Genomic DNA, 12,762 nt, shown 5'->3' with positions numbered 1-12,762 from the left:
TTTAAAGTTGAATCCGTTAAAAAAGGTAGAATGACTTATGGAACAAATAGCTATTATTTTCTTTGTGCTGACTTCTTTTTTGGGGATGGAAGACAATACTATTGCAGCCGATAAAACGATTGTGACGGTATACCCTCGACGCCAAATAGTAGAAATCACTCAACAAGATCTATTTGCTATTGTCCACTCGAATGCAGATGCAACCCACGTCAGAAAACAATGGTCTCACATATTAGCTAACTCACAACAGGGTACTGGTTGGGCAAAAGCATTAGCGCCTTTTCCTAGTAAGACAATAACGCTAGCAACGGTAAATAACCAAATTCAGCCACAGCTAACACTAAGTTATAACGATGAGAAAGATTTGCGTGCGATGGGTATCTGGTATGAGGCTGATAAAAATCATTTTTCTATCAACCATGTACCACGAGATGATCTGCAAACGACAGATGGTAAATTAATAGGAAATTATTGGGTATTTAATGCAGACAAGCCTTTTAGCTTTACCCTTGAGCCGTTCAAAGCGCTACCTCAGGTATACCAGAACCTTAAACAACCATTAACGCAAATACTGGCTGAAGACGATGCTTTAATACAATAGCCTCTCACTAACGCCTCTCTATAGTTGAAGTCTTTGCCATTAAAATAATTACGATATCGGACCAAAATAAAGCCAGATAAATAAGGTACTAACTACCACTTTTTCCAAAGCAAAAAAAGCAGCAAGATAATCTATCTTGCTGCTTTTACATTTAACTCAAACTATCTAACTTTTAGATTTCTGCTGCAACCTCAGCACCATCACGGATTGCACGTTTTGCATCTAGCTCAGCTGCGAGCTTAGCACCACCGATGAGATGGTATTGCGCGTCTGGCGCATCGCCAACGTTTGGCATCAGCTCAACGACCGACTCTTGACCTGCGCAGACGACGACGCTATCGACACGGAGTAGCTGGCTTTGACCTTGTGGGTCAGTAACCCAGATACCCTCGTTAGTGATCTTATCATACTGCACGCCAGCCACTTGAATGACGCCATGCGATTTGATATGAGCGCGATGCACCCAGCCTGAGGTTTTGTTCAGACCACTACCCAGACGACCTTTGCTACGCTGCATCAGATAGACTTGGCGAATGGGCTTAATCGCTTTAGGTCTGACCAGACCGCCATCACTTTGATAGTCAGTATCATTGGTCACGCCCCACTCTTCGCGCCACTCGCTGATGGACTGCGGCTCAGGACGATAGCTTGGGTCTTTGAGACCCTCAGGACCGATCTCATCCAGCGACTGACCATGGTTGGCGGTCAGATACTCACTGACATCGAAACCAATACCGCCAGCACCGATGACCGCTACCGTGTCACCCACGGCTTTTTCACCAGAGAGCAATTCTGCGTAGCTGATGACTTGTGGCAGATCCGCTCCTTCCAGCTTACCTGCTAGGCTTCTGGGTACAACGCCCGTGGCCACGATGACATGGTGGAACTTGGCTTTTTCTAGCATGTCTTTATCTACAAAGGTGTTGAGTTTGACCTCGACGCCCAAGTGCTCAAGCTCATTAATATAGTAGCGAACGGTCTCAAAGAACTCTTCTTTACCAGGGATGACTTTGGCATAGTTGAACTGCCCGCCTAATACGTCTTTTGCTTCAAACAACGTCACATCGTGACCACGTAAGGCAGCGACGTGAGCAGCTGACATACCAGCGACACCGCCACCGATGACGGCGACTTTTTTCGCTTTTTTCGCTTTTTTGTAGACCAGCTCTGTCTCATAGCACGCTTGCGGATTGACCAGACAAGTCGAGCGTTTGTTTTCAAACGTATGATCGAGGCACGCTTGGTTACAGGCGATACAGGTGTTAATTCGATCTGTCTGACCGTTTTTGGCTTTGTTGACCCAATGCGCATCCGCCAAGAATGGACGTGCCATTTGAATCATATCTGCCTGACCGTCAGCGATAATTTCTTCTGCCGTATCTGGCATGTTGATGCGGTTGGCCGCCATCATTGGAATATTGATGTGTTTTTTGATCTCAGCAGTGAAGTCAACGAAAGCGGCACGTGGAACACTCGTCACAATAGTCGGGACACGCGCTTCATGCCAGCCGATACCCGTGTTCATGATCGTCACGCCCGCCTCTTCTAGCGCTTTTGCTACGGTGATGACTTCATCCATGACATTACCGTCTTTGACCAAGTCAATCACCGACAGACGGAACAAGATAATAAAATCTTCACCCACGGCCTCGCGAACGGCTGTGACCACGTCGACCGCGAATTTCATACGACCTTGAATATCACCGCCATAGATGTCTTTACGTTTGTTGACATGACTGGATAAAAACTGATTGAGCAAGTAGCCTTCAGAACCCATGATTTCGACGCCGTCATAGCCTGCTTGTTTGGCAAGTTTGGCACTGCGTGCATAGTCTTTTACCGTCTGCTCGATGTTTTTGATGCTCATCTTGCGTGGTTTGAACGGTGAAATTGGGGATTTGATTGGGCTAGATGACACCGCAAAAGGATGATAACCGTAACGACCACTGTGCAATATCTGCATAATGATTTTGCTGTCGTGCTTATGGACAGCACGAGTGACGCGCTGGTGATTGATGACATCTGCTTTGTTATTCATGGTGCCGCCAGCAGGCAGTAGCCAACCTTCGCGGTTGGGCGAGATACCGCCTGTGATCATCATGGCCACGCCGCCTTTGGCACGCTCTTCAAAATAAGCTGCGAGCTTACCGTAGTTATAAAAACGGTCTTCAAGCCCCGTATGCATAGAGCCCATGACCATACGGTTTTTTAGGGTAGTAAACCCTAAATCCAATGGCTCAAATAAATGTGGATAGTATTCATTGGTGCTGGCAGTATCGATCGTATTAGCAGAACGGCTGGCGGTCATATCATTTTCCTTATGAATGGTTTTTTTGGACTATTTTTGCAGAACAGACATGCGATAAGATGTAGCGTTATCAGTATCGTAACACACCGCTATTATTGTCAGCTATGCAGACAAACGACTGATGAGTGAGCACTATATACATGACGACAGCAAGATAACGGCTAGATGGCAATTGGGCGACAGTTAGAGGATGGCTAAATAATAATAGGACACCAAGTATGCAACGAGTAATTGCACTAGCTGTTATAAAAACCAACCCAAATTGCCAGGCAGCTTGCCTACAGTGGGGCAGATGCTTTTGCCAGTATCTCTCATAGTTACAGTGTCTCTCATAGTTACAGTATCTCGCGTAGCATAATAGGATAATCGATAAAAATCGACTAATATAAAACCTTTTTGTGTTAAATTACTGTGCTAGGTTACTGCATTATAGAAAGGTAATATGCTGAGTTACCGCATTATAGCAATACGATAAAGGACTATCACCATGACAGACTTTCATACTGGCCTTGGCAAAAACGCCGCCAACCATCAACCGCTCACCCCTATTGACTTTATCATCCGTAGCGCGCAAGTTTATCCTGATAAAACCGCCATAATCTATGATGATCTAGAGCACAACAACCTGATTCAGACGTGGCAACAGACCTATACCCGCTGTCGTCAACTGGCAGATGGATTACGTAAACTGGGTATAGATAAAAATGATACGGTCGCCGTCATGTTGCCAAACACACCCGCGATGGTCGAATGCGCGTTTGGTGTGCCGATGTCAGGTGGCGTACTCTGCACACTGAACACGCGCCTCGATATCAATGCCCTTACCTTTTGTTTACAGCATTCAGAAGCAAAGGTTTTAATTTTAGATAGCGAGTTTGCTGAGCACGCCGAGATCATCACTGAGACTTTCCCCAACTTGATCGTCATTCACGCAGCGGATGCGGCTATCGATGTTGAGCCGTTTGGACACATGAGTTATGAGGCGCTGGTTGCCAGTTCAGACAGTCTGGACAATTGGGAGATGCCAGCAGACGAGTGGGATGCTATCGCTCTAAACTACACCTCTGGCACGACAGGCAAACCAAAAGGTGTGGTCTATCACCACCGCGGGGCTACGCTCAATGCCATCTCCAATATATTAGATTGGGACATGCCAAAACACCCAATTTACTTATGGACATTGCCGCTTTTTCATTGCAATGGTTGGTGTTTTCCTTGGAGTATCGCTGAGCGTGCTGGAGTCAATGTTTGTTTGCGTCACATTGATGCAGATTTGATATTACAGCTGATTGCCAAGCATCAGGTCACCCATTATTGCTCCGCGCCCGTCGTCCACAATATGATTGCTGGCGGTAAACCAGAGTATAAGGATGCCATCACGCATACAGTCAAAGGTTGGGTCGCTGGTGCACCGCCATCCGAGACCATGCTAGCAGCGATGGAAGCAATGGGCTTTCATATCTCACACGTTTATGGACTTACTGAAGTATATGGACCAGTGACAGTTTGCGCTGAGCAAGAAGAATGGGATGAGCTTGATGTCGCCACACGCGCCCAAAAGAAATCTCGTCAAGGTATGACTTCCCATCTTATGGCAGGGTTTGAGGTATTTAGACAAGGTACCACTGAGCCCGTTGCCGCTGATGGCGAAGAGATGGGCGAGCTGGCATTACGTGGCAATATGGTGATGAAAGGCTATCTCAAAAGCTGCAAAACCACCGAAGCAGCATTCGCCGATGGCTGGTTCCGCACAGGTGATTTGGGTGTCAAATATCCTGATGGCTATATTAAAATCATGGATAGACTCAAAGATATCATCATCTCAGGCGGTGAGAACATCTCTAGTATCGAGGTAGAAAACGTCTTGTACAAACTCCCAGCAATCGAGAGCTGTGCGGTCGTCGCCGCGCCCCATGATAAATGGGGAGAAGTACCCGTCGCCTTTATCGAGATTCATACTGGTAGCACGCTACAACGCGATACTGTGATGGCGCACTGTAGTCAGCACTTGGCAGGTTTTAAAGTGCCAAAATATATTGTGTTTGCCGAAATACCTAAGACCAGTACGGGTAAAGTACAAAAGTTTGAGCTACGCCAAGCGGCCAAATCATTGGCGCATGAGACGCCAAAAGTCACTGCCAGTGCTAAATAAACTGATAATATATTAGATCGTATCATTGATTAAACTTCATAAAAAAGGTCACCTACACATAGCTGACCTTTTTTTGAGTGCTAGACTATTTATACTATAGCTGGTTCAATATAGTTTGGAGACAAGGAAGCCAAGCAAAAGTACTACAAATAGTAGATTAAGCGAGGCTGACACCATATCCAATTTATAGAGAACTAACTATATCAGCCAAGTTTGGGCTCAAGCCACTGATAAATCAGCATTCCTATGATCATCGCTGGGATGAACACATACGCTTGCCATTGTCCTGTACCAAGCAACACAATACCAGGCCCTGGACAAATACCAACTAAACCCCAACCAATACCGAACAACATCGCACCGATAAGCAGTTTTTTATTAATCACCGTTTTGCTTGGCATATCGATCGGCGTGCCAATCCAGCTGCTTTGTTGACGCTTGGCCAGCAGCACACCAAAGAACGCTACAACCAAACCGCCACCCATCACCAGTGCAAGGGAGATATCCCAGGCGCCAAACACGTCCAAGAATCCTTGTACCTTCACAGGATCAGTCATACCTGATACCAGCAGACCAAATCCAAATAGCAATCCGGCTAGCAATCCGATTATATTCTTTAGCATTATTGTCTCTCGCTATTATTGTTTTCTATTAATCATCTTCTATCATTTACGCTCTAACACGACTGATCGCTACTGTCTGGTAATCTACCATCCAGCATCTATAGTAGCCCTAGGACATGCCGACCGATATAGACAGTCACAATCCCAAACAGCATAAAGGTCACGGTCGCGGCCAGCGAGCGCGGAGACAGACGTGCATTACCGCAAATGCCATGACCACTCGTACATCCTGAACCAAGACGAGTACCAAAACCAACCAATAACCCTGCAATAATCAACAGTGGCAACGAGCTGCTAATGTCTACATCAGGTAATGGTCTTGCTAGGCCGTATAGCACTGGTGATATGACCAAACCTACTATAAATAGCACCTGCCACATCTCTACACGCTTAGGTCTTAGCAAGTTTGAAAAAATGCCACTGATACCCGCAATACGCCCGATGCCAAGTAGCAAGATAACCGTTGCCACGCCGAGCATCAAACCACCTACCAAAGAGATCGGTGTAAATGCTTGCCAGTCTATTTGTATACTCATAATGAGCTGCCTATATAGATGTGTTAGATATTTCTGACCATTATTTATAAAAATACGTTATATTATAAAAATACATTATATTATAAAATATAATAAAAGAGTAAAAAAATACTGAGCACGTATAAGAATATTTACGGCTCAGTATTTCGATGACGATAGCAGCATCTAAAAAACGTCTATAAACACGACAGCATCAGTTTATAAACGTTCCCTAAATAGTTTTACTTGCTCAACACTTTATCCAGTGCCGCTTCAAAACGTGCCACAGTTCCATCGATATCGGTTAGTTTATCCAAACCAAACAGACCTAGACGGAAAGTTTTGAAATTATCAGGCTCACCTACTTTTAGTGGTACGCCCGCGGCGATTTGCACTCCGATTTCAGCGAAAGCGCTACCTTTATGCATGTCATCACGATCGGTATAAGAGACGACAACGCCAGGCGCTTTGAAACCTTCAGCCGCTACACTCTCAACACCTTTGGCTTCTAATACTTCACGGATACGTTTGCCAAGTGTCCACTGTGCATCACATAGCGTATCAAAACCGATTGCTTTGGCTTCATTCACAGCATCACGGAACTGGCGTAAGCTGTCTGTCGGCATCGTCGCGTGATAGGCATGACCACCGTTTTCATAAGCACGCATGATGTTTAACCATTGCTTAAGATCGACACTGAAACTGTCAGACTCAGTGCTGTCTACTTTTTTGACAGCAGCGTCGCTTAGCATGACCAGACCAGCGCTAGGCGTACTGCTCCAGCCTTTTTGCGGCGCGCTAATCAGCACATCGATACCTAATGCTTTCATATCTAACCATACGCAGCCTGATGCGATACAGTCAATGACCAATAAACCACCAACGCTATGCACAGCGTCGCCCAGTGCTTTTATATAGTCATCTGACAAAATCATACCAGACGATGTCTCAACGTGCGGTGCAAATACAACGGCTGGTTTTTCTTCTTTGATCTTGGCTACGGCGGTGTCGATATCGACTGGTGCAAATGGTTTAGGTGACTCGCTATCATCCGCACGATTGGCCGTAAGTACAGTAGAAGATTTGGCAATTTTGCCTTTCTCTAAAATTTGCGTCCAACGATAACTGAACCAACCATTACGGATGATCAGGCAATCTTCGTCGTTTGCCAGTTGGCGAGCGACGGCTTCCATGCCATAGGTACCAGAGCCAGGTACAATCACCACGGCATCAGCGTTATAAACAGATTTTAGGTCACTAGATAGATCGTTCATTACTTGTTGAAAAGCTTTTGACATGTGGTTCAGCGCGCGATCGGTATATACCACTGAATACTCTAACAAACCATTTGGATCGATATCTTGACGTAATGCAGGCATTGAACACTCCTAGTGTGTGATTAGATGGTTGACTATTTTTTGGCTCTTTTTTCCGTAATATCTGGGTATGAAATAATATAGATACTGATCAAGTAGCAGAATTAATAACTAGCTAATAAGTAGTAATTAAGTACTGAGCTAGAACAAAAACAAAGGATAGAACGGAGTATTGACCAGATAGCACTTTAATATAGCGATATTGTCTTGAATAATAATGTCTTGAGCTGTTTAGAGGTTCCTCGCTTTTGAACGCATAAAAAAACAAGGAACACTGATGAGGTCTACTAACGTTGCATCAATATATCTGTAGTCATATCACGAGTAGACATCGGCACATTATTTTGAACCAAACCATTCATAAGAGATTGATATTAGCACTGATACTAGAGGTTGACAACGACATGCTGGGGCAGTGTTATGACTTGCACTGTCGATGATTTGTTGATAAGTCGTGTGTAACTATCAATGCCCGCGATGAGCATCCTGTAGCCCTGAAACCACAAAGTCGAGCAGATCACTATCGCCTTCGCGCGCCGCTTTGCGCATGAGTTTTGATGGTGCATGCGTCAATGTTTGGGTCAAGCGTCGTGACAGTTCGGTGAGGATATCTTCTGGACTGACATCGTCCTGTTGCAGCTTAGCGATAGACTCGTGTAGCAGTTTATCCACTTGACCTTGGGTACAGGCGCGGTACTGTTGAATGTCTTTGCCGACTTGACGAACTTGAAAGCGGCGGTCTATCTCAACAACCAATTGACTCACCAGTAACTCAGCGTCAACCGCTGCTTGCCGACGCTGCTCGATATTGCCAGCAATCACATGCTGTAAATCATCGACAGAGTATAGATACACATCATCAATGCGGCTGATATTGGAGTCGATATCGCGCGGTACTGCCAAGTCTATCATCAGCATTGGCTGATAACGACGACGCTTGAGTGCTTGCATCGTCATTGTCTTATCAATCAACAAGTCCATACTGCCGCTACAGCTACTGACAATATCTGCTTCTGCCAGTACTTGTGGCAACTCCTGCAATGGTTTGACATCGACACGGCGATTGGGACTACGCAGTTCCGCGGCCAATGCTTCGGCACGCTCAGGATTGCGATTACAGATAATGACTCGTCCTACCCCAAGCCCTGCGATATGGGTCGCGACCAAGCGGTTCATCTCGCCTGCAGCAACGACCAATAGTGTACGACTGGGCAGATCATCAAATATTTGCGTGACCAGTTTCGCTGCAGCAAAGCTAAGCGATACCGCTTGCGCGCCGACTTGCGTCTCATTACGCACTCGTTTGGCCGCGGCAAATACTTGATCTACAATCCAGCCAAGCTGATTACTGAGTACTTTTTGCTCTTGCGCTAAGTGCACAGAGCGCTTTATTTGACCAAGGATTTGTGGCTCGCCCAGTATCATAGAGTCGAGCCCTGCAGCTACTCTTAACCAATGGGTCAATGCATGAGTATCCCGATGTACATAAAGATAAGGGTCGATGTCTGAGAGTGGGAGCTGTTTGAATTCAGCAAGCCACGTCTTGATTTTGATAATGTGAGCGCTAATGGCGGTAGCCGAAACATTGCTGCTACCACTAAAGTTGTTTTGCTCGGTAGTAACGGTCGTTTGCAAGCTAGATGGCTGTGAGACTGTGCTTTGCGGCACTGAAGGTTGCGATGCTGAGTTGTGCGGCACGAGGGCATAGATCTCAGTACGGTTGCACGTTGAGACAATCACACTACCATCAGTGAAACTCTCTATCTGGTCGAGCGCGACATTCACATCGTCACCCACAAGTGCCAAGCGCTCTCGTAGAGCGACTGGTGCGGTTTTGTGATTGACCCCAATGACCACTAATCTCATTATTGATAGACCATAAACATGACGCTCAGTTGCCTACTTACGCTATCTTATTATTTTCAAAAGACAGTTTTTGATGACAGCGCTGAAAGGAAGACCCTAAAAACCGCTTATTATATCATTATTGCTGGCGTTAATTAACACTCACCTATCTATGATAGCTATATCTCTGTATCTGGTCACGGCGGTAACAAATCAACTACCCATACGATTTATAAAATCAATAGCCAGATTTTGGCAAGTGCTCAATAAAACAAACATAAATCGCTCGCTTAGTATGACTTAACTTGTTATATTTCCACAGTATTCTGATCGATACGCACTTAAAAATAAAAACATAGTCGACCGTGTTTGCGCTTAAAACAGGCCTCACATGTCGCGTATTCATATAAGAACTATGACTCTCATCGGAGTAACACGGCTCCTATTGTTTATACTGTACCTCTGCTCTTATAATGTCTGTCATAGGTACTCGTTACCACTATTTAACTTACAATGATTAAAATAAAATACCTCAGTGATGTAGGTAAACCATGGACGAATACGGCTATCTATGATGTTTTTTGGATCATTATTTCACGCGCATCCTCCACTTAATGAGCAATCTAGCCTTCGTGCTCTGTTGCAGGTCGTTATGGAGCGTCTGTGCCAACGGTATAAGCTTGCCTTATCATTGGCCGTTTGTTTGTGCTTGACCACACCAGTTCATGCCAGCCAACCTGATACTTCATCACAGGTAACCTTTCCGCAAGCACCAGCTATTATCAATAATAATGCGAATAATACCAGTACTAGCACCAACACTACTATTAACACGACCGTTCGTAGAGTCAGCCAGCCGGCAGATAACATTGCAAATATTGATGGTCTAGCACCTACTGGCTTGTGGAAACCTGAGCTTAATGAACCAAGTTTATATGCTCTACTAGATGCAGAGTTTGCCGCGGATCGCGACAATCGACAGCGAGCGATTGCAATCTATAAGCAGCAGTCTTTTAAAGAAGACGCCACCGCAGTTTTTGAGAGAGCGCTGACTTTATCCTTACGTAATGAACGGGTCGAAGACTCGTTAGCATTTGCCAAATCATGGCAAGACCAAAACCCTGACCATGTACCTGCTTGGTTTTATGTGGCGCATTTAGCCCTGCGCGCGCACGATTATATCCTAGCTGGTGAGACACTAAACCGTATCTTACGTTATGATCCGCGTGCAGATCTAAGCGAAATCCTCATTGGTATTTATCCAAATAACGATGAGGATAAACGCGAGCTACTTGCTGCTTTGCAGCCTCTAGATAGCGAGCAAAATGCTTCATTATCTGTACTAAAAGCAGGTCTACTCTACCAGTTTAACGAGCCTGAAGTCGCTATTGTACACATCAACCGCGCGTTAGAACGTCAGCCTGACTATGTGCCTTTTATTACCTTAAAAGCTGACATACTGCGCAAAATCGTTACTGCCGAGACCGTGGTCAATTATGTCAGCCAAGCGCGCCTTCGTAACCCTGATAGTAAGAGCTTGTACTTATACGAAATTCGCTATTTATTGGATCTCAAACAAAGCGAGCAAGCTTGGAGATTACTGCTCGAAGCCCATAATCGCTTTAGCGATGATGCCGAAATTACTTTGCTAGCGGCATTGGTGAGTCTGGATATCGAAGAGTATGCGAGCGCAGATGATCTACTCAACATACTTGCCAAAAGCCCCACCTATCTCGACCAAGCGTATTACTATCTCGGTATCAGTGCTGAGCGTCAGCAGCTCTTTGAGCAAGCCAAATATTATCTCAATGACGTGATGCAAGAGGACTTGGTATTAGAAGCTCGTAGAAAGGTAGTGGCGTTTGAATTACTTGATAATGATGTTGACGCCGCAATCGCTACGTTAGAAAAGCTACGCAAAGACTTTACAGTATTTGCGCCTGACACGTTTGTCATGCAGGCCGATATTTTGTGGCAACAGAACCAGTCAGCAGAAGCATTGCTGCTACTAACACGTGCCGCCCGCAAATATCCTGATAATGAAATGCTACTGTTTGCTCGGGCTCAGCTCTTAGATGACAAAGATGATTATGTCGTCAAACGCACTTTGCTCAATCATTTGCAGGCGTTAGATCCTAGTAACCTATCTTACCAGCTCAGTTATGCGCAGTTACTGCTGGCCAACGAGCGCAGTTCAGAGCAGGGCCTAGCATTAGCCACCGCTATTATTCAGATTCGCTACGATGATCCCCGCTATGACAACGAGCTCCATCTGCAAGCCCTAAATGTACTGGCGGGCAATGCACTTGCAAAAGAAAACTATAAACAAGTGATTAACTATCTACAGACACCTTATGATGTTCTGCCAACCCTGCGCTCAGGTACTTTGCTATTGCGCGCTTACCAAGGGCTAGGCAATAACGAAAAGGTTGAAGCCCTACTCGCAGACTTACAACAGCGCTTCTCATTTGGACAACACAATATCAATGACCGCATACAGTTGTATTGATATTGACGGTTCAAGCTTCCTGTTTGGTCTTTTAGCTCTATATATGACACAGCACTTATACATTACAAGGCAGTTATAAGAAGCTAACAGCCGTGCATAACCGAGCAACAAATAACGCTTAAGCTAATATCTTTGTTTAACTTCCTATTCTGAGAACCTATTATGTCTGTATCACTCTCGTCTTATAAACCAAATAAATTGACGCTATTGACTGCCATGGCGACCGCAATGGTCATCACCTCTGGCTGTCAGTCGCTAAAAACAGCCAGCGCAACCAATCAACCAACCACCATGCAAGGCCAAAATGTCGAACAACCCAAAAAGCTAGAAAGCTTTGACATCACTGGTAAAATTGGGGTGACAATGCCTGCCAATGATACCTCAGGTACCCAAGGCGGTAGTGCGTTTTATGCATGGGGTCAACAAGACGATCGTTTTGCGATTGAGCTCATCGGCGCACTCGGTATCGGCAAAACCAACATTGAGTACAATGGTCAAACGGCCACGCTAGTTAGTGAAAAAACAGGCACATTGACCGCTAATGATCCTGAAACCTTGCTCAAAAAAGCCACTGGCTGGCAAGCGCCTATCTCACAGATGCCTTATTGGATATCTGGACGTCCGGCACCTTCAGACAGCGCGCCGCAGCTTGATGCTCAAAACCGCTTAGTAAGCTCAGTCAATGGCGAATGGAATGCGAGCTTCACTTACAAGGGTAATGATAAGCTACCTAGTAAGATCAGTGCCGTACGGTCACAAGGAAATAAAGTTGTGATGACGATCAACCACTAACGCATCACGACTCGCTAATAAAACCACTCCACAAGCTATCA

Annotated in this window: 9 protein-coding genes; 4 read left to right on the top strand and 5 right to left on the bottom strand. The window is 45.3% G+C overall.

Annotated features, from left to right (window positions below; translation table 11 throughout):
- Positions 1 to 37 precede the first annotated feature (37 nt).
- Positions 38 to 601, top strand: a complete 564-nt coding sequence (locus ACTXGL_RS04650; protein ID WP_443525213.1) for a hypothetical protein — start codon at positions 38 to 40, stop codon at positions 599 to 601.
- A gap of 172 nt (positions 602 to 773) precedes the next feature.
- Here ACTXGL_RS04650 and ACTXGL_RS04645 read toward each other — a convergent pair whose 3' ends face one another.
- Positions 774 to 2,909 carry a 2,4-dienoyl-CoA reductase FMN-binding domain-containing protein gene (locus tag ACTXGL_RS04645; protein WP_443525212.1) on the bottom strand — a complete coding sequence of 712 codons (2,136 nt, stop codon included), beginning with the start codon at positions 2,907 to 2,909 and terminating at the stop codon, positions 774 to 776.
- A 487-nt stretch (positions 2,910 to 3,396) separates the two neighbouring features.
- Here ACTXGL_RS04645 and ACTXGL_RS04640 point away from each other — a divergent pair, with 487 nt between their 5' ends.
- On the top strand, positions 3,397 to 5,061 hold the full coding sequence (locus ACTXGL_RS04640) for an AMP-binding protein (RefSeq protein ID WP_443525210.1): 1,665 nt from the start codon (positions 3,397 to 3,399) through the stop codon (positions 5,059 to 5,061).
- Positions 5,062 to 5,264: 203 nt separating this feature from the next.
- Here the strand turns inward: ACTXGL_RS04640 and ACTXGL_RS04635 are convergent, their stop codons facing one another.
- The 4 genes from ACTXGL_RS04635 to hemA all read right to left on the bottom strand — a co-directional run bounded on the left by ACTXGL_RS04635 (position 5,265) and on the right by hemA (position 9,441).
- The gene (locus ACTXGL_RS04635; protein ID WP_443525208.1) at positions 5,265 to 5,684 is read right to left on the bottom strand and encodes a DUF6691 family protein; all 420 of its coding nucleotides are present in this window, start codon (positions 5,682 to 5,684) and stop codon (positions 5,265 to 5,267) included.
- 98 nt (positions 5,685 to 5,782) lie between these two features.
- A complete protein-coding gene (locus ACTXGL_RS04630) occupies positions 5,783 to 6,220 on the bottom strand; it encodes a YeeE/YedE family protein (protein ID WP_443525206.1) in 438 nt (145 codons plus the stop codon).
- 221 nt (positions 6,221 to 6,441) lie between these two features.
- Positions 6,442 to 7,578: an aminotransferase class V-fold PLP-dependent enzyme gene (locus ACTXGL_RS04625; protein WP_443525205.1), complete on the bottom strand. Its 1,137-nt coding sequence runs from the start codon at positions 7,576 to 7,578 to the stop codon at positions 6,442 to 6,444.
- A 462-nt stretch (positions 7,579 to 8,040) separates the two neighbouring features.
- Positions 8,041 to 9,441 (bottom strand): glutamyl-tRNA reductase, encoded by a 1,401-nt coding sequence (hemA, locus tag ACTXGL_RS04620; protein ID WP_443525203.1) that lies wholly within the window; start codon positions 9,439 to 9,441, stop codon positions 8,041 to 8,043.
- Between the two features lie 550 nt (positions 9,442 to 9,991).
- Between hemA and ACTXGL_RS04615 the strand changes: the two genes are divergently transcribed.
- Complete coding sequence (locus ACTXGL_RS04615; protein ID WP_443525202.1) at positions 9,992 to 11,929, top strand: tetratricopeptide repeat protein; 1,938 nt, start codon at positions 9,992 to 9,994, stop codon at positions 11,927 to 11,929.
- Positions 11,930 to 12,091: 162 nt separating this feature from the next.
- Positions 12,092 to 12,721, top strand: coding sequence for a lipoprotein insertase outer membrane protein LolB (gene lolB / locus ACTXGL_RS04610; protein WP_443525201.1), 630 nt, complete (start codon positions 12,092 to 12,094; stop codon positions 12,719 to 12,721).
- The last annotated feature ends 41 nt before the right edge of the window (positions 12,722 to 12,762 follow it).

The organism is Psychrobacter sp. T6-6, assembly GCF_052258185.1.
Classification (GTDB): Bacteria; Pseudomonadota; Gammaproteobacteria; order Pseudomonadales; family Moraxellaceae; genus Psychrobacter.
This window is presented reverse-complemented; position numbering and strand designations above follow the sequence as displayed.

What these genes read in the sequence shown, in the direction of transcription:
- ACTXGL_RS04650 (WP_443525213.1), top strand. Translation starts at nt 38, where the DNA reads ATGGAACAAATAGCTATTATTTTCTTTGTGCTGACTTCTTTTTTGGGG.
- ACTXGL_RS04645 (WP_443525212.1), bottom strand. Translation starts at nt 2,909, where the DNA reads ATGACCGCCAGCCGTTCTGCTAATACGATCGATACTGCCAGCACCAAT.
- ACTXGL_RS04640 (WP_443525210.1), top strand. Translation starts at nt 3,397, where the DNA reads ATGACAGACTTTCATACTGGCCTTGGCAAAAACGCCGCCAACCATCAA.
- ACTXGL_RS04635 (WP_443525208.1), bottom strand. Translation starts at nt 5,684, where the DNA reads ATGCTAAAGAATATAATCGGATTGCTAGCCGGATTGCTATTTGGATTT.
- ACTXGL_RS04630 (WP_443525206.1), bottom strand. Translation starts at nt 6,220, where the DNA reads ATGAGTATACAAATAGACTGGCAAGCATTTACACCGATCTCTTTGGTA.
- ACTXGL_RS04625 (WP_443525205.1), bottom strand. Translation starts at nt 7,578, where the DNA reads ATGCCTGCATTACGTCAAGATATCGATCCAAATGGTTTGTTAGAGTAT.
- hemA (WP_443525203.1), bottom strand. Translation starts at nt 9,441, where the DNA reads ATGAGATTAGTGGTCATTGGGGTCAATCACAAAACCGCACCAGTCGCT.
- ACTXGL_RS04615 (WP_443525202.1), top strand. Translation starts at nt 9,992, where the DNA reads ATGATGTTTTTTGGATCATTATTTCACGCGCATCCTCCACTTAATGAG.
- lolB (WP_443525201.1), top strand. Translation starts at nt 12,092, where the DNA reads ATGTCTGTATCACTCTCGTCTTATAAACCAAATAAATTGACGCTATTG.